The following is a 22,385-nucleotide window of genomic DNA, read 5'->3' on the forward strand; positions in this document are numbered from 1 at the left end:
TCAGTCTTTGATCACGCCGAGATGGCGAAGGTGGCGGAAACCGGACCGAGCATCAAACGGATCAGTGTAGGGATCCATCGTCGGCGTTTGCGAAGGCTGTCCCCGCGTGATCACCCATTCGCCGCACGAAACCTTGGCTTTCAAAAACCCATAACCGAGAACCGCCACGACCGTGATCGGATTGAAGATGAAGATAAGCAGCACCATCGCGGTAGCCACGGACGTATTAATCCGATCGTACGGGATGGTTATCATGATTTCCAGGCCAATCCAGTACAGCAGCGCCGTTACCCAGTAGAGCTTCGCGTACCATGGCCGCCAAAACCAATCGGCAGCGCGCGGCGATGGCGAGCCTGCCTCATCTGTCTGCTCAACATGATCAACATCCTGCATTTGCAGAGCCTTTCCATCTGGAAAAATAGCACAGGTTCATCCGACTGGAAACCGATCCGCCCTGATCACCGTGGACCGATCGCCCATAGCCACCGCAATCATCTTGCCCCCTCCTTTCCTCCTGCCCTCCATCGAGCTTTGTTTTACGGTTCTAACAACTGGGCGTACTTCAAATCCTGGACATGGCCGCAATGAAGAAGAAGCGGCCCAATCGAGATGCACCTCCCCGTCTTTCTACCGAAGCGGATGCCGCCATCCTGCGACTTGCGCGCCTCCTGGGCCGTCAGATCGCGCGTGAACTTGATCAGGAACGACAACAGCGAGAAAAGCGCACCGACGTCCCGCCCAAATCGTGCGAATGAGGTTTGCGTGTCCAGCCCTTTCAATCTCAGATGAACCATTGTCGGCCGAATGTTGCGGCAAATATGCCGCTATTCCTTGCTTGTGTCGGCGTATTTTTGCGCCGTACGGCGGTGCAATTGCGATCTTGCCCACAGGATGATTTTATCTGAAAATCACGGTCTTTCCTAAGGACGAACTTGTGCCAGCGTTTGCATTCTATCTAGTTTCCGACGATGGCGAGCCATCAATGAGGCTGGTCGATGTGCCAGATGTTGACGCTGCGAAAAGATGGGCAATGGATGCGATCAGATCTGCGTCATTGCACACCATCCGCTTCTGGGACGGTGTTCGCGTAATCGAGGTGAAACGCCCTGCGATGCGGCAACCCAGGAAGAAGCCAAGAGATGCAGAAGAGCGCGGAAAGCGTATGATTGCCATGAAAGCCAAAGGCATGAAACAGCGCGAAATTGCCGCAGCATTTGGGATCAGCATCGGCCGGGTGCGCGATGTCATGTCACGTGAAGAGTTGCGTGCCCGGGAAGAAGCTATTCAAACCAACCGTGCCGCATTGTCAGGCCGGGCCAACAACGTGTTACGATATTTAGTCATCGAGCCGGAAGCGGACCCTGCTGAGCGCGACCGGCTACTTCCGGAGCGGGTTGCAACATTGACGCGCGGTAAAATAATGAATGTAGGCAATTCGGGCAAGGTCACTCTTGCCGAGATAGAAGCCTGGCTGTGGGAACGAGGCCTTTGTCTTAGCGACGATATCTGAGCTGGACTTTATACAGCAGTCTCCGGTGTATTCGGGTCCGGGTCAGTGGGCTGGGCCTGTTGCAGCGTCTTGCGAAATGGCACAACGATCAGGGTATGCTGCATCTTTGGCGCAGGTTAAGGGTTTTAAATGAGAGCGGGGTGAATGCATAAGTGGGACTTTATGCCCGGTCCGCTTCAGAGCAAATCCAATAGGATAGCGGACATTTTCGGCGTGGTGCGGCGTTGCCGCTTCGCGCCCTCTTCTGGCCTTTCAGCACCTAAATTCCTGATCTTGGAACCTGCCGTACGTTCATCTGGCTTGCCGCGCTGATCGGAGGCCAAAATACGCTCGCCATTCTTTCAACCGAAGGAAGCTGGACTGCTGACGATCATGCGGCCATTCCTATGTTGGCCGTGAGCAAAAAGATGAGGTTTCTTGATGGCAGACCGAAAGGCATTACCGGTGGCTACACGACTTCGGTTGTTTTCCGAAGCAGCAGGTTATTGTCAGAAGCCGGAATGCCTCGATGCTCTTTTCCCGGTCGAACTGGGCGGGGACAAGCACATTGCTGAAATGGCGCATGTCATTCCGCATGGCGAGGCCGGACCGCGTCATGGAGATAGACCGGCTGGCGATTTCGACCCCGACGCCTTTGAAAACCTGATCTTGCTGTGCCCGACGTGCCATACGAAGATCGATAAGGATCCCGTTGGTTTCCCGCGCACCATCCTCCTGGAGTGGAAGCAGAACCACCTCGCTAACCTGGCCTCACAGCAAGGGATCAGGACTTATGAAGATCGCGCTCAGGTAAGAGCTGCCGTCGTCGGGGTGATGGCCGAGAACAAAGCAATCTGGGACAAGTTCGCCCCCGAGCATGGCTCCGAATTCGAGTATGATCCGGAGTCCGAAGCCTCCCAAGCCTGGAGGCAGCGGATGAGGAGCGTCATCCTCCCCAACCACTATCACGCTCAGGCGATTATCAAGGCGAACCTGGGGCTTGCCACTGACGACGAACGCCGGACATTTGCAGAATATCAGGAACATGTTCGTGGTCTGTCGGAACGCCACGTCTGCGGCGTCGCCGGCCGCGCAATCCGTTTCCCCGAAACGATGGAAGGCATTTTTTCTTGAACTGGCAGGTCAAATACGCGCTCGCCAATATTGCCAAGGAGACGCGGTCAACCGCGGAGCATGTGGAGGGCGAGCTGATCCGGATTGCGACGCCGGATCAGCCGGACGTATCGGCTGCGATATCGGCCGCAAACGAGATCGGTGCGGCGACGGCGGCGAGTTACAGGGAGAAGTATCCCGAACTGGATTTTCTGTGTGGCTATCGGAAAACCTGCGTCTGGTACGGTGAAGCCATCCAGTATCTCGAAGACGCCGGCATCGGCTGGGGAAGCCTCGGAACCCTCGGCTCGGCCGCGCTCGATGGAAATGCGAATAGCGCGTCCCACAAGGTGTACAAATTCGCTGACAGGCTCCTTCGTCAATATGGTCAGGTGCAGGAGGTGATCCGGGAATATGATCGTATCCACCGGGTTTCGCTCAAAAGCGGGACCAGTGTCAGGATCGGCATGATTGCAGATTATGAACCCACCGCCGAGGCCGTTCGCAGCCTTTGGGACGACTTCGGGCCCGTCGACACCGTTTGGAACATCAATCCTAACGGAAATCCTTCGCCCGACGCGATTAACGCTGGGCAAGAGCTTGGGTGCGAGGTGATGAAATGGGACGAACTGAGGGAATATCTGAGAACGGCCTGATGACCGCCGGTGAGGTTGCCGCCCATCTGTTGAGCTGTTGCGGATCGCTGGGGCAGTTTGAGTCATACATGTTCGGTTCGACCCTGCGCGGGATCGGCGAGGATATCGACATCCTGATCGTCGGCCTCGGCGGCGACGCTCTGTCCCAACTCAAACGGGAGATGCAGGCAGCAGGCGAGTGCCTGCCGCTCCACATTCTCTACATGCAGCCCTCCGAAGCGCGCCACACTGATTTTGTGACGAGGGAAAAGTGCGTCCCGCTCGCGCAGCTGGCCATCGCCCCACGGAGTTAATCGGCGCGCCTACAACTTCGCGCATGCCTTCTCACAGGCTGGGGGTGTCGCTGCCTTCCGAGCCGTTGGCGCGGTAACGCTCTATCCAATCCAGAATAGCGTCAAACACTTCGTCTTTTACCCGAATCCATCCTTTAGTCCGCACATGGGCTATGAGCTTCTCAAGCGCCTCCACGAAGGCATCGTGCGACGCGAAGCGATGGGTGAAGGCATGGAAGGAATTATAGTCCATCACCATGCCGCCCCCGGAAAGGCCCGCCATCTTCGCGCATGCTGCCGCATAGGCGGTGCCTTCATCGTCGAAACTCTCCTTGACAATCGCGAGACCGATGACGCGCCGATCGCCGAGGTCGACATCGATATCCTGTCCGACAACGACCAGCTTCGCAGCGCCGTCGCGATCCAGGTAACGGGCGGCTCCGTTGATCTGCCGTATCGCCGCGTCGATCTGGTTATGGGTTGCCAGTCGCTTGCGCTGGAGCGTTCGGGTTATCCCGGCTTCCGTCGTTGGACTGTCCTTTGCCTGGACGAGGATCGCCAGCTCGTCGGTCAGGACCAGATGATCGAGGATTTCCTTGCAATTATCCTTGCGCCTGGGGTTCATGATGATTTGGCCGGGCTCAAAGGCTCGCAGCAGGCATGCCGAAATGTCCCGCTCCTGATGATAACCGGGATCGGTTCTCGTCAACGTGTCGTGGCGGAAGCCGGTGCCGCCGTGATAGCCGTTCATTTCCGGCGTCATGTCGAGGACGAAAAGATCGCCCGGCGATAGCGCCTCCTTGAACACGGCCTGGATCGTGCGCTCGTCATCCTCGGCCGTGCGCGCACCGAACCAGTCGTTCAACACGGCGTGGATGCTCTTCACCGTTTCAGGATGGTAGCCGAGCAGGCAGATATTCTTGTCGCCAATGAGGCAGCTTCCATTATCCTCCAGAGCCGTTCGATAGCTCATCCACTCGTAATTGTGCTCGTCGAAGAAATAGACGTCGACCTCGTCATATTTCAGGATCTCGATGATGCCCTGCGAGAAGGCATCATCGCCGAACAAGGGCGTGCGAATGGCGAGCGGCTCGTCATCGTCATCGAAAAACGCGGTGATGAGCGAGGTGGTTGTGCCCGAGGACGCGGGCAGCGCCGGCAGGTAGAAGGCGAACAGTCCGTGCATCTGGGCGGCAAGGATCGCTTCCTTCTGCGTTTTCACGACGAGGGAAAGCCGCTCATCATCGCCCAGACGAACAGGCATCAACCCCGCGGCAAACTCGGCAATGTGCGGCATCACTTCGGGGTAGAGGACTGTGAGACGCATGCTATTAGCCAATCGTGTGAGTAACGGGACGGTCTGGCACAGTAGATGGGGGGCGAATGACATTCGAGGATTATCAGCAGGGCGGGCGCGGGCGCTATCTCGCGCTCGTTGACGCAGTGCAAAACATTCTTCGGCATGCGCTCGCCCAGCATGAGATGGTCGCGCACGGGCTGACCGGCCGAGCAAAGGAGTTTGCTTCACTTCGTAAAAAGCTAGGGGATCGCGAAATCGGGCTCGATCAGCCGATGGACGAGATCAAGGATCTGGCAGGATGTCGGGTCGTGTTCCTGACCAATTCCCAGGTCGACGCCTTCAATAACACCCGCGCACTCCACGAGAATTTCGAGGTGCTGAGCGTTAACGTCCATCACCCGGTGCCGGGCACTGATACCGAGACGAAGCTGTTTGACAGCACCAATTACCTGGTCCGGCTGAAGCCGGAGCGGTTGGCGCTCACGGAATATCGCCAATTCGAGGGCCTCAGCGCCGAAATCCAGATTCAAACGCTCCTCAATCATGCCTGGGCCGAGATGGGGCACGACACCATCTACAAGAAGCCCAAGCTCACTCATGTCGGCAAGGCGCGGATGGCAGCGATCGGCGAACGCATGAACAAGGTCATGCAGGATCACCTGATTCCGGCCGGGCATGATTTCGACAAGATCGCGGGCGACTTCGGCCGGCTGCTACGGGCCGATGGCGCTTCGGAAGCGATGATCGCGACGATCGAGTACGCAGACAATAACAACGAACTCGAGGATGCGCTCGAGACCTATACCGATCTCGTCCTGCCACATTTCGACGAGCCCGATGCAGAGTTTTCAGTCCGGCTCGAGGCTCTAATAGATGCGGTCGAGCGATCGCGCGACTATCCGGTCATTCCCATTCGATGGGAGCATGGTGAACTTCCCGGGAAGTCCGGTCACGATGTCGCGTGGCGGGTCGCCCAGTTGATCCGCTCGCACCGCTATTTCGAGCCCGACCGCACCTTCCATGCGCTGGTTCGGCTTTACCAAGGCGCGCGCAAAGAGGATGAGCGACGGCTCTGGATCGAGGCCGGCGAGGAACTCGCAAAGCATAATCTTGCTGTCTGGAAGCAATATGGTCCGGAAGCACAGCAGGTAATCCTGGACGAGCTGGATCGGCTCGACGGCGACGCGATCGTCGAGGCGCGCCCGCTGCTTGTGGCGATGCTGGCGCATGTCCTTTCGGCCGAAGTCGGCGGCGCGACGTGGCGCTCCGACAGCGTGATGATCCACCAGGGTGCAGTTCGGCCGTCGGACGTCCTACGCGCCCTGCGGAACAGGTCGATCGCCGAGCTGGAACAGTGGCTTGATGCCGCGGCCAGCGATGCCGAGCGGCTGCCGATCCTGCAGGCGCTTGGCAAGGCTGACTCCATGCCCATGCAGGGCGGCGATGAGCTCATGCTGATGCTGCTTGAGGACGGCGTTCGCGTCGCGCGCCTCATTCTCGATCGCGCGCCGCACTGGGGACTGGAATTGCGTCGCGGCCGTGAGGTGGACGCGCTCCATACCCATTATCGCTACCATGTCCTGCCGCCGACCCTGGCGGAGAAGCCCGAACTCGTCGAAGCGCAGAGGGCGTTGATCGACGCTTTGCTCGACCTGCGCGATCAGCTCGCCGCCGATCCCGACTTCATGCTCTATAAGACTCTGATCGGGCACGACAGCGTCCATCCCGGGGCCTGGGACGGCGACCATTTCGACTATGAGGCGACAGACGAGTGGCGGCGTGACTGCTACCCAGCAATCATCGCCGAGGTGACAGCTCAAACTGTTCCGGAATGGAAGGCGCGCATCGACCGTTATAGCGATGCCGTCGGCTTCGATGGCGGACATTTCATGCCGATGCGTACCTTCCTTGGCCTTCTGGCCGAACAGAAACCCGAGGTCGGGTTGCTGATGGCAGAGGGTGTCAGCGAGCAGGGCTCCTATTTTCTCTCCGACATTCTCGCTGGGCTTGAGCGCGCGGGGCGCCTGGATGCGGCCCTGGCGTTGATCGATCGCTGGCTTGCGGACGGGCACTACCTTTCGGCGATCGGCGACTATCTCAACCGCAAGCCGGCTCCTGACATAGAGCGGCTGACCGCCTATGTGTCGAAGGCAATCGAGCGGGACGAACAGGTCTCGGTGGTGAGCACGGCAACGATCGCGGCGAAATGGTATCATGGCGCGGCCGATCCGGCTCTAATCGAGCTCGTGCTGATACCGGTCGCCCGCTACGCGTCCGACCATCGGCTGCCCCACTGGATCGGCAGCTTCCACGCGCACGGCTATGGGCAAATTCTCCGGGACCTGACCCCGGAACAAGCCGATGTGCTGCTGACCTCGTTCATCGACATCCCAATGCTCGACTATCGGGCTGTGCGGCTGCTGGTTGATGTCGGGAGCCGGCATCCGCAGCTGATCATAGATTTTTTCGGCACCCGCTTGGGGAGAGAGCGCGGCGAATCCCGCGATCGCTTCGACCCGGTTCCGTTCGAACCGCATGATCTGGCGAAGGTGCTGTCACCCCATGCGGACCTCCTCCTGCCGGCGGTGCGTCAATGGTATGACGAGGAGCCGAGCTTCCACGAATATCGCGGCGGCCGGCTTCTCAAGCACACTTTTCCCAAGCTGACCGATGCGGTCTCGGAACAGCTCACCGACCTCGCCCGGCGAGGCGATGAGCGAGATCTGAAGTTCATCCTCAAGAGCCTCGCACCCTATGAGGGGGACGAACAGCTGTATCCCGTCGCGATGGAGGTGGTCGATCGCCTCGAGCCGGGCGACAAGCTCCTCAACCGAGTCTCGGATATGCTGGGCGCGACCGGTGTCGTGACCGGTGAGTTCGGCTTCGTCGAGGCGCATGCCCGGCGCAAGGAGCTGATCGAGCGTTATCGCGACGATGCAAGGCCGCGCGTGCGGGCTTATGCGAGGGACCGGGCGCGCGAGCTTGCCCAGCATATGGCGTGGGAACAGCGAAGGGCGGCGCGCGACGTGGCCCAACGACGGCGCCACTGGAACGAGGAATGATGTCCAACCAGACGGTCGGCGGTCACAGCACCTCGATCAGCAAACCCTCCTTGCGCATCAGCGAGAGATAGTCGCCGCGGCTCAACGCCCGCCTCGACGTGTGCGGGCATTTGGTCACTTCATGACAGTATTCCAGTCAATCGCGTAACCGGCAGCCGAAAGTTCGCGCGCCAGCTCCTGCTTCCAGCCATTGCTCTCATCCATCATGGTCCAAACCACTCCGGCGAAGTCACTCGGAATATTCACCGTACCGCGTTGGAAAGCGCACACGCGGTCGCGGCCCAGCTTCCCGATAAAGTAGCCCAGTTCAAGAAGCACATTCTGTCTGGCACGTGGTTCTGGGGTATCTCCCTTTTTACAGCCTTCGTCATCCGGGGTCAGCAAAACGACGGCAAAACCCACATCGCTATTGGCCTCCACCTTTTCGATGACGGTGCGGCCGCGATTGGCCTGCTCATGCAGAATGATCGGGGCAAACCCGATTTTTTCCAGATAGCGGGCAACCGTCTCGCGCGCCTCGCCGTCATGCCCGTGGACGATGAACACTTTGGTATTGTGTGACGAAGGGCGCGCCAGTGCTGGGGCAGAGCTGCCGTGGCTCATGACATAGGCTTTATAATCTCGTGCGAAGGGGATGATGACCTGGGATGTAACGGCGCGAACATCGCCGATGATCTTACGGCCAGTGTAATAGTAGGTGTGTCCGAAACTCGCCATGTCGTGCGGCTTTTCCGCGAATCGCTGAATGAGTAGCAGAGTTAGACCTAACACTTTCTCTGGTTCGACCGGCCAGGCCAGCTTGTCACCACCAACCATGCCACCACGCGAATCATTTTCAGCCAAGAAGGCATCGAGGTCCAGCCCATCGGTCAGTTGCACGTTGTAGGGCGCCAAATCCGGGTTCTTCAGCAAATGCGCCAGCGTCTTCAGCGGACGATCGTAACTCTGATATTGGGCGCTCTGAAGATCGAGCACCGCATTATTGATTTGTTCAAACAGATCAGGACTGTGGCTCATTGGTCGCTATCGCCTTCCACACGGGCCTGCGCGGCGCGTTCAATAATTGCGTCACGATAGCGCTCCTTCATCCCTTCCATCATCGGCGCGACAATGGGATTGGAAGCGTAGCCTCCGAGGCGCTCGTCGATCATTGCTTCCATCTGGGCGATAGCCGCCTCGATGCTACCCGGATCGTTGGGATTGAAATTGACGGCTCCCAGTTCGCCGTCGATCGCGGCGATGGCCTTCTGGGCGTCGTTGAGTGTGCGGGTCAGTTTATTGAGACCGGAAATCTTGACCATGGGTACCCCTTAGATGAACCTTTAGCCTATCCTACGCCTATGGCCGGGCGAACGAATATGTCAGAGTGCCCCTGCGACACGGAATCTTGGACGGACTGCTACGGTAAGAAACTCTCGCAAATACCGCGCACAGCACTACATAATTGAACATAGGACGTGGCGGAGTCATCCTGCCCTTATGGAAGGGGCCGATGCTTCTGGTCGAAGCGCCATGTCCTATGTCCTGAAAGTCTGCTGTGGACCGCGACCTTTAAACCTTACGCCGAGACCCGGCGATGCTTGGGCAGGGAAACCGCCTTGCGGCGCTTCTGGTTCTCCTGCTTCATTTCAGTGAACGCTGGCTCCAGTTCTTTCAATCGCTTCACCAGACCGGACAGGTCGTATTCGTTGCTGGTTTTGCCGCGCCCAGGCCGGGTGCGCTCGATACGCTGAACAAGGCCGGCACTTTCCAGCTCGGCTATCTGACGCTGCACCTGCCGCTCGCTCATACCCATGCGCTCAGCCAGCAGCTGCTTTTTCGGCCAAGGCCGTTGCGCGACGTCCCACCAGATGTCGGCCAGATGCATAATTATGTTGAACTGCACCGGGTTAATGCCAAGGCGTGCCTGCGCCTGCATCAGCAGCGATGGTACGATACAGAAACCCAGGTCCATGACCGGCTTGCCGTATTTCTTCTCCGACGCCTTGCGGGTGTCGGCCTTTGGTTTGATCGGCAAGACTTTGGTAGGCTCGATAGATGAGACGATTTTGACCATGTTGCGTTACCTCGTTGAACGCAATATGTGGCGATTTCTGTCTACTTGCAATGGCAGCCGAGTGGACTTCTATGTCCGATCGCGCATGGACATCAGCGTCTGGTCCTGACAGGTCGCCTACGTCCGATGAAATAGGACAGCCGGTTAACCTACACATCGACACAAGGGCATACGAACATAGCACTCTAAGCGGACCGGTCGCGGATGACTGGTCGGTCAATAAAATTCCGGCGCCAAGTAGGTCTAGAATTTGAGTGAACGCCACGAACGGCAGGTTCCGCCTTTCTGCTGCTAGAAGCTGACGATCCGCAATCGGCGCTTCTTGGGCGTAGCCATTCAAGTAGCGGACCGTCCGGACCTGGGTATCGAAAATTTACCCGTGAATGGCAAAGAAGGGTCGATTGACCCTCGACCTTTTCATCAGGACCGGCGATATCGCCTTATGGCGTCCGATCGTAAAACCGTTGAATTCCTTGTCGAGCAGATGGCAGGCGGCAGCACCGTTTCAGCCAAGGCAATGTTTGGCGAGTTTGGCATTTATTGCGATGGGAAAATGGTCGCATTGGTCTGCGACGACCACCTATTCGTAAAGCCCACAGTTGGAGGGCGGGCATTCGCTGCCGGTGCGGAAGAAGCCCCTCCATATCCCGGTGCAAAGCCCTGTCTCCTGATCGACGCGGAAAAATGGGATGACCGTGAGTGGCTTGCCGAGATCGTTCGTATCACATCCCAGGAATTGCCTGCTCCCAAGGTCAGGACCAAGCGCAAATCCGGTTGATGCAACGCCTGGCAGAAGCCCGTGTTCGTTAACCTAATGTCCGCCTTTGGAATCTGGAGGTGGGATCGTTGAATGCCCGGGAAGGGTCGATATCGGAGGGGCGAACGCCGGGTTGTGGGACAAACCGGCCGTTCGCGGCGGTTCAGTCTTTCGGCAGCTTCCGACCCAAAGGCAGTCATAGGCGAGGCACGTTTCCGATCTCGGGAGCGAATATTCTGAACCGGGGTTCTGACACACGCAAACCCTTGGACGACCGTGGTAGGTTCTGCAGTGTCACAACCGACCGGTTGTGACACCAGCTCATCGCTTCCTGCCGAACATTGGGATTTTGTATAGTCGCCCCAAGCTGCCGCCAACATGAGGCTGCTACCGTCGTAGCATGACGCCTATCCGATACCTTTCGATCGCCACATTGCCCCTGCTGGCGGTCCTGACGGGCTGCGGCGGTGATCCGGCTCCCCCGGCTCCCCCGGCGAAAGCGGAGGCGGTCGCTCACGAAAGCGATCTGCTGAAGCTCACCCTCACAACGCAAGCGCAACAGCGTCTCGGCATCCGAACGGTAAGAATTGGCGATGGCTCGGCCGCGCAAGTCCGCGAGACGAGCGGGGAGGTCGTCGTGCCGGCAACCGGCGGGGCCGGTGTGCCAACGGGATCTACGAGCAACCTCGCTCAAATCGGGGTCAGTCAGGTTGCGGCCGAAGGCGAGGTCGCGCGGGCGCAAGCGCAAGTGCGGCTCGCCGTCATTGCCTATAACCGCGCCGACGCCTTGGTGCGCGAGGAGGCGGGCAGCGTGCGAGGGCGCGACGAAGCCGCGGCGGCACTTGCCACCGCGCGGGCAGCACTGGATGCGGCCCGCGCGCAACGCAGGCTGCTCGGTCCCTCGATCGCGTCTATGGGCAATCTCTCGACGCTGTGGGTGCGGGTGCCTGTGTTCGGCACCGACGTGAGCGCCATCGAACGCGGTCGCACCGCTACGGTTCGCCCCCTCGGCGACAATCGCGCCGCTCCGCGCGCTGCGCGCCCGGTCCAGGCCCCACCCTCGGCCAATGCAGTCGCGGGCACCGTCGATCTGTTCTTCGCGCTCGATAATCGGGACCGTGCCTACCGCGTCGGCCAGCGCGTCTCCGTGGCGTTGCCGCTTGGCGGGAGGGCGGATGGACTGTCGGTCCCGACCGCAGCGATCGTCCGCGACATCTATGGCGGCGAATGGGTGTACCGGAAGACTGCGCCCGACACCTATGTCCGGCAGCGGATTGAGGTCGCGAGCGTCGCGGACGGCCGTGCGCTGTTGTCGCGGGGCCTGGAGCGCGGTGCCGAAGTCGTGACGGACGGGGCGGCCGAGCTGTTCGGGACCGAGTTCGGGACGCCGCACTGATGCTCGCCTGGCTGGTCCGTGCCGCGCTGACCCAGCGCGTTCTCGTCCTCGCGCTCGCTGCGCTGCTGGTCGTCCTTGGGCTACGCGCGACCGGCGATGTGCCGCTCGACGTGTTTCCCGAGTTCGCACCGCCTATGGTCGAGATCCAGACCGAAGCGCCTGGTCTTTCGACCGAAGAGGTGGAAAGCCTGATTACCGTACCGATCGAAACGGCGGTCAACGGCGTCCCCGATCTGATGACGCTACGGTCCAAGTCCGTGCTGGGCCTGTCGTCGGTATCGATCCTGTTCGATCGCGGCACCGATGTGATCCGCGCCCGCCAGCTCGTCCAGGAGCGGGTGACACAGGTGCAGGCGCGGTTGCCCGCCGCGGCGCGTCCCCCGGTGATGCTGCCGCCACTGTCGTCAACCAGTCGGGCGATGAAGATCGGCATATCGTCGGCAAAGCTCGATCAGATGCAGCTCTCCGAACTGGCGCGATGGACGATCCGGCCGCGCCTGATGGCGGTGCCGGGCGTCGCAAACGTCGCAATCTGGGGTCTGCGCGACCGCCAATTGCAGGTTTTGGTCGATCCCGACCGGCTGCGCGCGGCCGGCGTGACGCTCGCCGAACTGCGCACCGCGGCCGGCGATGCGGTGCTGGTCGGTGGGGGCGGCTTTGTCGATACGGCAACCCAGCGGCTCGCCGTGCAGCAGACGAGCGCGATCCAGTCCTCGGCCGATCTTGCACATGCGGTCATCAAGCAGAGCGGCGAAGCGGCGGTCCGCATCGGCGACGTCGCCCGCGTGGTCGACGGCTTCGCCGCGCCGATCGGCAATGCGATCATCGACGACGGGCCCGGCCTGATGCTGATCGTCGAGAAGCAACCGACCGGCAACACCCTCCAGCTTACCCGTGACGTGGAGGCCGCGATCGGTGAGCTGAAGCCGGGCCTGCGCGACGTGAAGGTCGATACGACGATCTTCCGCCCTGCGACCTTCATCGAACGCTCGATCGACAATCTGACGCGCGCGCTCGCGATCGGCTGCCTGCTCGTGGCCGTGGTGCTGTTCATCTTTACCCGCGATTGGCGGCAGGCGACTATCAGCCTGGTCGCCATCCCGCTGTCGCTGCTCGGCGCGGGGCTGGTGTTGCTATGGAGCGGTGCCACCATCAACACGATGGTGATCGCGGGGCTGGTCATCGCGCTCGGCGAAGTGGTCGACGATGCTATCATCGACGTGGAGAACATCGCGCGCCGACTGAGGCTCAATCGCGAGGCGGGCAACCCGCGCTCCAACTTCGACGTGGTGCTGTCCGCCTCGCTGGAAGTGCGATCGGCGGTGGTGTTCGCGTCGCTGATCGTGATGCTGGTGTTCCTGCCGATCTTCTTCCTGGGCGGGGTGGCGGGCACGTTCTTCCAACCGCTCGCCATCGCCTATGTGCTGGCGATCGCCGCGTCGCTGCTAGTCGCGCTGGTGGTGACGCCGGCGATGTGCCTGTTCCTGCTGCCGAACGCGCCCCTCAAGGCAGAGCGTGACACGCGGCTCGTCGGGGCGCTGAAACGCCGCTACGCCGGGGTGCTGCCGCGGATGGTGGCGCGACCGGCGCTGGCGATGGGGATCGTCGCGGGCGGCCTGCTGCTGGCAGGCGTCGGCTACGCCGGGTTCAAGGACCAATTCCTGCCCGATTTCCGCGAAACCGACTTCCTGATGCACTTCGTCGAGAAGCCCGGCACGTCGATCGAGGCGATGGACCGGATCACGATCCGTGCCTCCAAGGAGCTGCGCGCGATTCCTGGCGTGCGCAACTTCGGCGCACATATCGGCCGTGCGGAGGCCGCAGATGAAGTGGTCGGCCCGAACTTCACCGAGCTGTGGATCAGCCTGGACGAGAATGTCGATTATGATGCCAGCGTCGCGCGCATCAAGGAAGTGATCGACGGCTATCCCGGCCTCTACCGCGACGTGCTCACCTATCTGCGCGAGCGCATCAAGGAAGTACTGAGCGGCGCAGGCGCGACGGTGGTCGTCCGCATCTTCGGTCCCGATCAGATCGAGCTTCGTGCCGCGGCCGAACGTATCCGCGCCAAAGTGGCGGCGATCGACGGGGTTGCCGATCTCAAAGTCGAGCAACAGGTTCTGGTGCCGCAAATCCAGGTTCGTCCCCGGCCTGGCGATCTCGCCACGCTGGGCCTCACCGCGGGCGAAGTACGGCGACAAGCGCAAACCTTGGTCGCCGGGCAGAAGGTCGGCGAAATCTACCGCGACCAAAAAGCGTTCGACGTGGCGCTGTGGGGCGAACCTAAGGTGCGCGGCGATGTCCATGCGCTTGCCGACATGATGATCCAGACGCCCGCGGGCGCGCCGGTACGGTTGCGCGACGTGGCCGATATTCGCATCATGCCTGCCCCGAACGAGATCAAGCGCGAGAACGGTGAGCGCCGGATCGACGTCACGCTCAATGTCGCCGGTGCGGACCTCGGCACGGTCGCGCGCGCTGTCGAAACGGCTGTGGGTCAGATGCCGTTCGCGACCGGATACCATCCCCAGGTGCTGGGCGAATACGCGGCGCTGCGTGATTCACGCCAGCGGCTCTGGACGACGGGGCTGCTCTGCCTGCTCGGCGTCCTGCTGCTGGTCTGGCTGGAGTTCCGCTCGGCGCGGATCACCGCGCTGGTAGCGACCAGCCTGCCGTTCGCGCTGGTCGGCGGGGTAGTCGGCGTGGCGCTGACGGGCGGCGTGCTGTCGCTCGGCTCGCTGGTCGGGTTCGTGACGGTCATCGGCATTTCGGCGCGCAACGGCATCATGCTGCTGTCGCACTACGATCATCTCCGCCGGTTCGAGGGCGAGGACTTCGGCCCGCGTCTGATCCTGCGCGGCGCGGAGGAACGACTGGTGCCGATCCTGATGACCGCGGCGTGCGCCGGTCTGGCGCTGCTGCCGCTGATCGTCGCCGGCAACGCGCCGGGCCATGAAATCGAGCATCCGATGGCGATCGTCATCCTGGGCGGACTTGTCTCCTCGACCGTGCTCAACCTGTTCCTGATGCCCGCGCTATACGCGCGCTTCGGACGGGAGAAGCCCGCGCCCGATGCCCCACTTGCCGGAGTTCCCGCATGATCCGCCGGTTTGCTCCGATCGCCGCGCTCGCGGTCGCGGGGTGCATGTCTGCGCCTCTGCCCCCGCCGACGATCCCACCCGCGTCCGCCACAGGTGCTTTCGCAAACCTTCCGACCGCGGCGATCGGCCCGGTCCCGAATGACTGGTGGCGGCTGTACGACGATCCGGCGCTTGATCGACTGGTCCAGGCAAGCCTCGCCGCCAATGCCGATCTGCGCGTCGCCTATGCCAATCTCGACGGCGCGCGCGCGGCACTGCGGCAGGCGCGCGCCGCGCGGCTGCCGCAAACCACGATCGAAAGCGCGGGCACGATCGACAACAGCGCGACGCAGCCAAGCGCGTCATCGAACGTGCCGACCACCGACTACGATCTCGCCCTGACCGCAAGTTGGGACATCGACCTGTTCGGCCGCCTGCGCTCGGCCGCGCTGGCGGCGGGGGCCGATGCTGACGCTCAGGCTGCGGCGCTGGACTCCCTGCGCGTCGCGGTCGTGGCGGATACGGTGCTCGCCTATGTCGATCTGTGCGGTGCGACCCGTGCGGCGAATGTCTCGCGCGAGATTGTCGCGGTTCAGGAACGCTCGGTTGGCGTGGTACGTGACCAGCTTGCCGCTGGCGAGGTATCGCCGCTCGAAGTCGCGCAGGCCGCCAGCCTGCTGGAATCCACCCGCGCCACGCTGGCCCCGTTCGAGGCGGCGCGCGCGAATGCCCTGTACCGGATCGCAACCTTGCAGGGCCGCCCCCCCGCTGAAGCGCGCGGGTTCGACATCGCCTGCAATGCGCCCCCGAAGCTCCGCGCGGCGGTGCCCGTGGGCGAAGGACAGGCGCTACTGCTGCGTCGCCCCGATATTCGCGAAGCCGAACGCCGCCTCGCCGCTGCCGCGGCGCGGATCGGGGTCGCCCATGCCGATCTCTACCCGCGCGTGAACCTGGGTGGTGCAGTCGGGCTGTTGACGGGTGGCTTCGTCGCGACGGCTTCACCGCTGATAAGCTGGGCCTTCCCCAATCAGGCCCCAGCGCGAGCACGACTGGAACAGGCCCGCGCAACAGAACGCGCGGCGCTCGCCGGCTGGGATGTGGCGGTATTGCGGGCATTGCGCGAAGTCGAAACCGCGCTCGCCGTCTATGATGGCGAGGTGCGCCGCAATCGTGCGCTCGATGCCGCGCGGATCCAATCTACGCTTTACGCCCGCCGTGCAGCCGCCCGTGTTCGGCTTGGGGATGCCGCCTCGCTGATCCAGTTCGATGCCGAGCGGGCGCGGGCGCAAGCCGCGCTCGCCCAAACACAGTCCGATCTCACCGTGGCGCAATCCCAGGTCGCGCTATTCCGGGCGCTGGGTGGGGGATGGCAGACGAACGGTCCGGCGGGCTAGAAGGGCAGCCATGCGAATCCTGATCGTAGAAGATGATAACGAGACGAACCGCTTCGTGGCCCGCGGGCTTGCGGAATTGGGACATCACGTCGTCACCAGCACCGATGGTCGCGACGGGCTGTTTCAGGCGACTGGGGACCAATTCGACGCGCTGATCGTCGATCGGATGCTGCCTGGGCTGGATGGACTGTCACTTATCAAGGCGCTGCGTGCGGCGGGCAACATGACACCGGCCCTCATGCTCACCGCCGTGGGTGGCATCGCTGATCGCGTCGAAGGACTGGAAGGCGGTGCCGACGATTATCTGGTCAAGCCGTTCGCCTTTTCCGAGCTTGCCGCGCGTGTTCATGCGCTCGGGCGGCGTCCGGCTGCCCAGACCGAGGCGAGCGTGCTTGTAATTGGTGGGATCGAACTGGATCTTCATCGACGCTTCGTTACCCGCGACGGCCGTAGGATCGTGCTGCAACCGCGCGAGTTCGCGTTGCTCGCCGAGCTGATGCGCAATCCTCGCCGGGTCATGACGCGAACGATGCTGCTGGAGCGGGTCTGGGATTTCGATTTCGACCCCAAGACGAACATCGTCGAGACGCACTTAAGCCGCCTGCGCTCCAAGCTCAACGCCGGGTTCGACGATGATGCGATCGAGACCGTGCGCGGTGCTGGCTACATGATCCGCGGCGCGTGATGACCCGCCCGTGGCGATCCACCTTCGGGCTTGTCGCCCTCGTCGCGTCCCTCTTCGCGCTGGGGACGCTTATCATCGGGGTCGTCGCCTATGAGGTGACGCATGAAGCGCTCGAGATCCAGCTCGATCACCGGGTCGCGATCGAAACCCGCGCGCTGATCGACGAAGGCGACGACGGTCCTACGGGCGTTGCGATGGCAATCCGTCGGCGCGAGGCGGCGCGAAGCACCGCCAGTCTGGAATACCTGCTGGTCGACCCAGTGGGTCGCCGTGTCGCGGGGTCGCTCGACGCGACCGCCCCTACCTTGCCGGGTTATCTGGAATTTCTGCATTACCGGCGGGACGGCGAACACAGGATCGCACAGGCCCTGACCACCCGATTGCCTGACAACAGCCGGTTGGTCGTCGCGGCCGATCGCGAAGTGATTGACGAGATGGATGCGACGCTGCTCAAGCTGTTCGCGGGCGCATTCGGCGTCATGCTGCTGCTCGGTATCGGCGGGGCCTGGCTGGTGGGTGCGGTGACGCGCGCGCGCCTAGCGCACATCGACCGCACCGCCCTCGCGATCATCGATGGCGATCTGGCGCGACGTATGCCGCTCACCGGCGCGGGTGACGAATTCGATCGCGTGTCGGCGACGCTCAACCGGATGCTCGACCGGATCGGCGGACTGATGGACAACCTGCGCCAGGTGTCGAGCGACGTAGCCCACGACCTGCGCACCCCGCTGACCCGCCTGCATAACCGGCTCGATGAAGCGCTATCGGCACGGGACGTGGACGAGAAACGCCAAGCGATCGAGGCCGCTGCCGCACAATCACGCGAACTGCTCGATATTTTCGGAGCATTGCTGCGCATTGCGGAGGTGGAAGCATTGTCACCTCGCACCCATTTTCAGGATGTGGCGCTGGATCAACTGGTTGAGGAACTGGTCGACACCTACCGCCCCGATATGGAAGCAAGCGGCCATCTGCTCGTCACAGCGATAGCCCCCGCGATATGGACGATGGGCGATCGACGGCTGCTGCAACAGCTTGTCACCAATCTCCTCGACAACGCGCTTCGCCACACCCCCCCTGGGACGACGGTTCGCGTCGAGCTGGAGCGTGATGACGCCATTGCTCGCTTAACGGTCGCCGATGATGGACACGGTGTAGCATCCGAAGATGCGTCCCGGCTGTTCCAGCGGTTCGCGCGCGCGGAACGTAGCCGATCGTCGGAAGGTCATGGCCTGGGGCTGGCACTAGTCGCTGCGGTCGCGACCGCGCACCGGGGCACGGTTTCGCTGCTCGCGCCGCCCGGATTTGGGGTTGTCGTCGAACTACCAGTTGGGAAAAAATGATGACGATCGGCGACAGGCGCGAACTCCTGAGCAAGGTGCCGGCGATCACGCTGGGCTTCTGGATCATCAAGATTCTGGCGACGACGCTCGGCGAAACCGCTGGCGATACCGTCAGCATGTCGATGAACCTGGGCTATCTTGTCGGCACCGCGATCTTCCTGACGGCGTTGATTGCGCTGGTCTGGTGGCAGGTAGCGGCGACGCGCTTCCACCCGTTCCTCTATTGGGGGACGATCATCGCATCGACCACCGCGGGAACGACGATGGCGGATTTCGCCACACGGTCGTTGGGCATCGGTTATCCCGGAGGTTCGACCCTGCTGTTCGTATGCGTGCTGGCGTCCCTGTTCGCCTGGTATCGCACCCTGGGCTCGATCTCGGTCGATACCGTGCGGGAACCCAAGGCGGAGCTGTTCTACTGGCTCACCATCACCTTTTCGCAGACGCTCGGCACGGCGCTCGGCGACTGGACAGCGGATACCGGGGGCCTCGGCTATCTGGGCGCAGCAGCGATCTTCGGCGCGATGCTGGCGATACTCGCTGGCCTCTACTTCTGGACGAAGGCAAGCCGGATATTCCTGTTCTGGGCAGCGTTCATCCTGACCCGGCCGCTCGGCGCGGCCGTAGGCGATTTCCTCGACAAGCCGATCGCAAAGGGCGGGCTCGATTTCAGCCGTCCGCTTGCTTCGGCAGTGCTCGCGGCGGCCATCCTGGCCCTTATCCTGATCCTGCCACAACGCGCAGGCCAACATCCTGGTGAGAACGGGTCCGGGTAAATTGAACCGGTTTCTCGCCACGACACCCGACCATTGAAAGACTGCCTGTGTTCGATCGCCTAATCGAGTTCCTTAACGAAGCCGGCTACCTTGGAATTGCCGCGCTGATGTTTCTTGAAAATGTGTTTCCGCCAATCCCCTCCGAAATCATTATGCCCGCTGCCGGTTTTGGCGCGGGGCAAGGGCGATTGAATCTGTTCGGCGTGATCATGGCCGGCGCGGGCGGCTCGGTCGCGGGCGCGCTGTTCTGGTACTATGTTGGAAAGTGGATTGATGCCGATCGGCTGCGGCGCTGGGCCGAACGGCACGGGCGCTGGCTGACGCTTGCACCACGGGATATCGACCGCGTAGACCGCTGGTTCGATCGACATTCCGGTAAAGCCGTGTTGCTCGGTCGGCTCGTCCCGGCGCTGCGAACGCTGATCTCGGTACCAGCAGGCGTGTTCGGTATGAGTCTACCGCGTTTTCTGCTGTTCACGACGCTTGGGACCGCGCTCTGGACGACACTGTTAGCAGTGGCCGGCTACCTTCTTGAAGGGCAATACCGGATCGTTGCCGCCTACCTGAATCCGATTACCAACATCATCGTCGGGCTGGTGGTCGCCGCATATCTTTATCGTGTGGCGACGTGGCGTGCCACCTAAAGTCAAAACCGAACGGTTGTGACACCGAGAAACGGCGGCTTTCGACCGTTCCGATCTTGGAAGCTGTCTGGCAGGAAAGTCCCAAGGTCCGGCCATTCCACCGGCCATGAAGGACCGTGCGCCGATTGTCGCTCTTAGCCGAAGGACGGCTCCTGTCCGATCCGGACACTCGCTACAACCTTGGTGAACGACTTGGCTTGGTCGACTCCCGCCGGATAAGCAGGAGACAGACTGCACCCGCTTATCGATTCCGGCATCGCAGACCCCCTGTGCAGTGAGGGGGCGGAATTCCGGGGGACAGCATAAAAGCGCGGTCCAATTTTGATTTCGTCTTCAGATTGGCAAGCATGGTCAAATCTGTAGACTGACCCCAAAGCTCATCTCTGGAGACTCCAAATGCCTCGCGTAGCGCTTTATGCCCGCTATTCCGACGATAAGCAGAGCCCTGCATCCATCGACGACCAGTTTTTGATATGCCGTGAACAGGCTGCGCGCGAAGGCTGGCGGATTGTCGCCAATTATAAGGATGCAGCGATCTCCGGCGCGAGCGTCATACTGCGTCCCGGCATCCAGTCACTTTTGCACGACGCGCAGATGGGGCGCTTCGACATTCTGCTGGCCGAGGCGTTGGATCGGGTGTCGCGCGACCAGGCCGACGTCGCCACGCTCTACAAGAATCTCCAGTTTGCCGGCGTGAAGATAGTCACCCTGGCCGAGGGTGAAGTTTCCGAATTGCATGTCGGCCTCAAGGGCACGATGAACGCCCTGTTCCTGAAGGATCTTGCGAAGAAGACCCATCGGGGTCTGCGCGGCCGCGTCGAGAAGGGCAAATCGGGGGGCGGGCTTTGCTTTGGCTACGACGTCGTGCGGCGTTTCAGCAGCGAGGGCGAACCGGTCCACGGTGAACGCAGCATCAATGCCGCCGAAGCTGAAGTCATTCGCCAGGTTTTCCGACAGTTCGCCAACGGGCTCAGCCCCCATGCAATTGCCTGCCGTCTGAATGACTCCGGGATTTCAGCCCCAACGGGCAAGCTGTGGACATCAACCACGATCCGCGGCCACGCCAAGCGCGGCACAGGCCTCCTCAACAATGAGCTGTATATCGGCAAACTTGTCTGGAACCGGCTGCGCTATTTGAAAAACCCGCAAACCGGCAAGCGGGTTTCCCGCATCAATCCCAAATCCGAATGGATAGTGACCGAGGTTCCTGACCTGCGGATCGTGGATGAAGACCTCTGGCAGGCTGTGAAGGCAAGGCAGGAGAATATCGCGATCCAATATGCCGACGGCATTGCGGCAACTCGCTCTGCTCAGACAGCCCTTAATCGAACGCATCGCCCAAAAAGTCTTCTCTCCGGCCTGGTCTACTGCGGCTGCTGCGGAGGTTCTTATTCCCTTCGCGGGCGGGGGCGGTTTGCCTGTTCGAACCATGGTGATACGAAAAGCTGCGCGAACGGGCATAGCATCACGCGCGAAAAGCTGGAAGCGCGCGTCCTTGATGGTCTGCGCGATCGCATGATGACCCCGGAGGTCGTAGCAGAGGCCATTCGGACCTATGTCGAGGAGAGCAACCGGATCAACCACCAGCGCCGCGCGTCAGAAAGTGCCGATCGAACCGACCTGCAGAAAGTCCTCAAGGCGATCAAGGGCCTCGTGACACTCGCGAAGGAAGGCAAGGGCACACGCGCGCTTGTCGATGAGCTTTTGGAGCTGGAAGCCCAGGAGGATGCGATCCGCGCTCGTTTGGCTGCGGCCCCTGCCGACGTGCCTGACATCCATCCCAACATCTCCGAGATTTATCGGCGCAAAGTCGAGCGATTGACGCACGCACTATCGCAGCCGGAGGAGCGGCAGGAAGCCGCCGATGCGTTGCGGGCGCTGATCGAGCGGATCGAGCTTACGCCCGGCGCGAAGCGCGGTGAGGTCAACGCCATGCTCTACGGCGAGTTTGGCAGGATCCTGGAGTGGATCGAGCAGTGTCGATTGGCCGAGAATGCACAAAGCCCCGGCGCTTTCGCGTCGGGGCTTTGTGGAATGTCGGTTTCGGTGGTTGCGGGAGTAGGATTTGAACCTACGACCTTCAGGTTATGAGCCTGACGAGCTACCGGGCTGCTCCATCCCGCGTCAATGTTTGTTTGGCCTCAAGCGCCAGCGGGAACATGCGTTCCCTTGGCTTTCCTCGCATAAGCTCGGGCGGCCGTTCGGCCTTGCGGGCCTACGGCCCGTTGGTACGAGCCGCGACGTTGTGAATGGGTTTTTGTGTCCGATATATGCGCGAGCTTCAATGCCTGGCGACGCCCTACTCTTCCAGTGCTTGAGCAATAGTACCATCGGCGCAGACTGGTTTCACGGCCGAGTTCGG

20 protein-coding genes, 1 tRNA gene and 1 pseudogene are annotated in these 22,385 nt (G+C 61.6%); 14 read left to right on the plus strand and 8 right to left on the minus strand.

The features are described from left to right. A complete protein-coding gene (locus HHL08_RS21950) occupies positions 1–393 on the minus strand; it encodes a hypothetical protein (RefSeq protein WP_120252699.1) in 393 nt (130 codons plus the stop codon). A gap of 143 nt (positions 394–536) precedes the next feature. Further along, complete coding sequence (locus HHL08_RS21955) at positions 537–794, minus strand: hypothetical protein (RefSeq protein ID WP_169575095.1); 258 nt, start codon at positions 792–794, stop codon at positions 537–539. 188 nt (positions 795–982) lie between these two features. Between HHL08_RS21955 and HHL08_RS21960 the strand changes: the two genes are divergently transcribed. From HHL08_RS21960 to HHL08_RS21975, 4 genes are all read left to right on the plus strand, one after another. Then, complete coding sequence (locus tag HHL08_RS21960; protein ID WP_169575096.1) at positions 983–1,510, plus strand: hypothetical protein; 528 nt, start codon at positions 983–985, stop codon at positions 1,508–1,510. 420 nt (positions 1,511–1,930) lie between these two features. Next, positions 1,931–2,623 carry an HNH endonuclease gene (locus HHL08_RS21965; protein WP_169575097.1) on the plus strand — a complete coding sequence of 231 codons (693 nt, stop codon included), beginning with the start codon at positions 1,931–1,933 and terminating at the stop codon, positions 2,621–2,623. Continuing rightward, the gene (locus HHL08_RS21970; protein WP_169575098.1) at positions 2,620–3,258 is read left to right on the plus strand and encodes a hypothetical protein; all 639 of its coding nucleotides are present in this window, start codon (positions 2,620–2,622) and stop codon (positions 3,256–3,258) included. Before HHL08_RS21965 ends, HHL08_RS21970 begins: the two co-directional genes overlap by 4 nt. Next, a complete protein-coding gene (locus tag HHL08_RS21975; protein WP_169575099.1) occupies positions 3,258–3,551 on the plus strand; it encodes a nucleotidyltransferase family protein in 294 nt (97 codons plus the stop codon). The genes HHL08_RS21970 and HHL08_RS21975 overlap by 1 nt, the downstream gene beginning before the upstream one ends. A gap of 31 nt (positions 3,552–3,582) precedes the next feature. On the opposite strand, the gene HHL08_RS21980 is transcribed toward HHL08_RS21975, so the two are convergent. Beyond that, a complete protein-coding gene (locus HHL08_RS21980) occupies positions 3,583–4,857 on the minus strand; it encodes a hypothetical protein (RefSeq protein ID WP_169575100.1) in 1,275 nt (424 codons plus the stop codon). A gap of 56 nt (positions 4,858–4,913) precedes the next feature. Here HHL08_RS21980 and HHL08_RS21985 point away from each other — a divergent pair, with 56 nt between their 5' ends. Then, positions 4,914–7,892 (plus strand): RelA/SpoT domain-containing protein, encoded by a 2,979-nt coding sequence (locus HHL08_RS21985; RefSeq protein WP_169575101.1) that lies wholly within the window; start codon positions 4,914–4,916, stop codon positions 7,890–7,892. 114 nt (positions 7,893–8,006) lie between these two features. Here the strand turns inward: HHL08_RS21985 and HHL08_RS21990 are convergent, their stop codons facing one another. From HHL08_RS21990 to HHL08_RS22000, 3 genes are all read right to left on the minus strand, one after another. Beyond that, on the minus strand, positions 8,007–8,909 hold the full coding sequence (locus tag HHL08_RS21990) for a TIR domain-containing protein (protein ID WP_169575102.1): 903 nt from the start codon (positions 8,907–8,909) through the stop codon (positions 8,007–8,009). After that, positions 8,906–9,193, minus strand: coding sequence for a hypothetical protein (locus HHL08_RS21995; protein WP_169575103.1), 288 nt, complete (start codon positions 9,191–9,193; stop codon positions 8,906–8,908). The genes HHL08_RS21990 and HHL08_RS21995 overlap by 4 nt, the downstream gene beginning before the upstream one ends. 257 nt (positions 9,194–9,450) lie before the next feature. After that, on the minus strand, positions 9,451–9,948 hold the full coding sequence (locus HHL08_RS22000) for a helix-turn-helix domain-containing protein (protein WP_169575104.1): 498 nt from the start codon (positions 9,946–9,948) through the stop codon (positions 9,451–9,453). Between the two features lie 379 nt (positions 9,949–10,327). Between HHL08_RS22000 and HHL08_RS22005 the strand changes: the two genes are divergently transcribed. From HHL08_RS22005 to HHL08_RS25765, 9 genes and pseudogenes are all read left to right on the plus strand, one after another. After that, positions 10,328–10,726 (plus strand): TfoX/Sxy family protein, encoded by a 399-nt coding sequence (locus HHL08_RS22005; RefSeq protein ID WP_328804733.1) that lies wholly within the window; start codon positions 10,328–10,330, stop codon positions 10,724–10,726. 640 nt (positions 10,727–11,366) lie between these two features. Continuing rightward, entirely contained in the window at positions 11,367–12,101 is a 735-nt protein-coding gene (locus HHL08_RS22010) for an efflux RND transporter periplasmic adaptor subunit (RefSeq protein WP_235955225.1), read from the plus strand. After that, the gene (locus HHL08_RS22015) at positions 12,101–15,202 is read left to right on the plus strand and encodes an efflux RND transporter permease subunit (RefSeq protein WP_169575105.1); all 3,102 of its coding nucleotides are present in this window, start codon (positions 12,101–12,103) and stop codon (positions 15,200–15,202) included. The genes HHL08_RS22010 and HHL08_RS22015 overlap by 1 nt, the downstream gene beginning before the upstream one ends. Next, positions 15,199–16,575, plus strand: a complete 1,377-nt coding sequence (locus tag HHL08_RS22020) for an efflux transporter outer membrane subunit (RefSeq protein WP_088190101.1) — start codon at positions 15,199–15,201, stop codon at positions 16,573–16,575. Before HHL08_RS22015 ends, HHL08_RS22020 begins: the two co-directional genes overlap by 4 nt. 10 nt (positions 16,576–16,585) lie before the next feature. Then, on the plus strand, positions 16,586–17,260 hold the full coding sequence (locus tag HHL08_RS22025; RefSeq protein ID WP_043151647.1) for a response regulator transcription factor: 675 nt from the start codon (positions 16,586–16,588) through the stop codon (positions 17,258–17,260). Further along, positions 17,260–18,603 carry a sensor histidine kinase gene (locus HHL08_RS22030; protein ID WP_088190102.1) on the plus strand — a complete coding sequence of 448 codons (1,344 nt, stop codon included), beginning with the start codon at positions 17,260–17,262 and terminating at the stop codon, positions 18,601–18,603. The genes HHL08_RS22025 and HHL08_RS22030 overlap by 1 nt, the downstream gene beginning before the upstream one ends. Beyond that, positions 18,600–19,379 carry a COG4705 family protein gene (locus tag HHL08_RS22035; protein WP_235955226.1) on the plus strand — a complete coding sequence of 260 codons (780 nt, stop codon included), beginning with the start codon at positions 18,600–18,602 and terminating at the stop codon, positions 19,377–19,379. Before HHL08_RS22030 ends, HHL08_RS22035 begins: the two co-directional genes overlap by 4 nt. 47 nt (positions 19,380–19,426) lie before the next feature. Then, positions 19,427–20,023 carry a DedA family protein gene (locus HHL08_RS22040; RefSeq protein ID WP_043151646.1) on the plus strand — a complete coding sequence of 199 codons (597 nt, stop codon included), beginning with the start codon at positions 19,427–19,429 and terminating at the stop codon, positions 20,021–20,023. Positions 20,024–20,419: 396 nt separating this feature from the next. Beyond that, a pseudogene (locus HHL08_RS25765) lies at positions 20,420–21,472 on the plus strand (recombinase family protein); the annotation flags it as partial. Between the two features lie 147 nt (positions 21,473–21,619). Here HHL08_RS25765 and HHL08_RS25770 read toward each other — a convergent pair. Together HHL08_RS25770 and HHL08_RS22050 are read right to left on the minus strand one after the other, a co-directional pair. Then, on the minus strand, positions 21,620–21,802 hold the full coding sequence (locus tag HHL08_RS25770; RefSeq protein WP_235955227.1) for a hypothetical protein: 183 nt from the start codon (positions 21,800–21,802) through the stop codon (positions 21,620–21,622). Positions 21,803–22,070: 268 nt separating this feature from the next. Continuing rightward, positions 22,071–22,147: transfer RNA gene (locus tag HHL08_RS22050), tRNA-Met, on the minus strand. Between the last annotated feature and the right edge of the window lie 238 nt (positions 22,148–22,385).

It is taken from the genome of Sphingobium psychrophilum (genome assembly GCF_012927105.1).
Lineage (GTDB): Bacteria > Pseudomonadota > Alphaproteobacteria > Sphingomonadales > Sphingomonadaceae > Sphingobium > Sphingobium psychrophilum.

Coding starts and splice junctions, on each gene's coding strand:
- HHL08_RS21980 (WP_169575100.1), bottom strand. CDS start 4,857: ATGCGTCTCACAGTCCTCTACCCCGAAGTGATGCCGCACATTGCCGAG.
- HHL08_RS21960 (WP_169575096.1), top strand. CDS start 983: ATGAGGCTGGTCGATGTGCCAGATGTTGACGCTGCGAAAAGATGGGCA.
- HHL08_RS22035 (WP_235955226.1), top strand. CDS start 18,600: ATGATGACGATCGGCGACAGGCGCGAACTCCTGAGCAAGGTGCCGGCG.
- HHL08_RS21995 (WP_169575103.1), bottom strand. CDS start 9,193: ATGGTCAAGATTTCCGGTCTCAATAAACTGACCCGCACACTCAACGAC.
- HHL08_RS22000 (WP_169575104.1), bottom strand. CDS start 9,948: ATGGTCAAAATCGTCTCATCTATCGAGCCTACCAAAGTCTTGCCGATC.
- HHL08_RS25770 (WP_235955227.1), bottom strand. CDS start 21,802: ATGGATGTCAGGCACGTCGGCAGGGGCCGCAGCCAAACGAGCGCGGAT.
- HHL08_RS22030 (WP_088190102.1), top strand. CDS start 17,260: ATGACCCGCCCGTGGCGATCCACCTTCGGGCTTGTCGCCCTCGTCGCG.
- HHL08_RS22025 (WP_043151647.1), top strand. CDS start 16,586: ATGCGAATCCTGATCGTAGAAGATGATAACGAGACGAACCGCTTCGTG.
- HHL08_RS22020 (WP_088190101.1), top strand. CDS start 15,199: ATGATCCGCCGGTTTGCTCCGATCGCCGCGCTCGCGGTCGCGGGGTGC.
- HHL08_RS21965 (WP_169575097.1), top strand. CDS start 1,931: ATGGCAGACCGAAAGGCATTACCGGTGGCTACACGACTTCGGTTGTTT.
- HHL08_RS22015 (WP_169575105.1), top strand. CDS start 12,101: ATGCTCGCCTGGCTGGTCCGTGCCGCGCTGACCCAGCGCGTTCTCGTC.
- HHL08_RS21990 (WP_169575102.1), bottom strand. CDS start 8,909: ATGAGCCACAGTCCTGATCTGTTTGAACAAATCAATAATGCGGTGCTC.
- HHL08_RS21975 (WP_169575099.1), top strand. CDS start 3,258: ATGACCGCCGGTGAGGTTGCCGCCCATCTGTTGAGCTGTTGCGGATCG.
- HHL08_RS21985 (WP_169575101.1), top strand. CDS start 4,914: ATGACATTCGAGGATTATCAGCAGGGCGGGCGCGGGCGCTATCTCGCG.
- HHL08_RS21955 (WP_169575095.1), bottom strand. CDS start 794: ATGGTTCATCTGAGATTGAAAGGGCTGGACACGCAAACCTCATTCGCA.
- HHL08_RS21950 (WP_120252699.1), bottom strand. CDS start 393: ATGCAGGATGTTGATCATGTTGAGCAGACAGATGAGGCAGGCTCGCCA.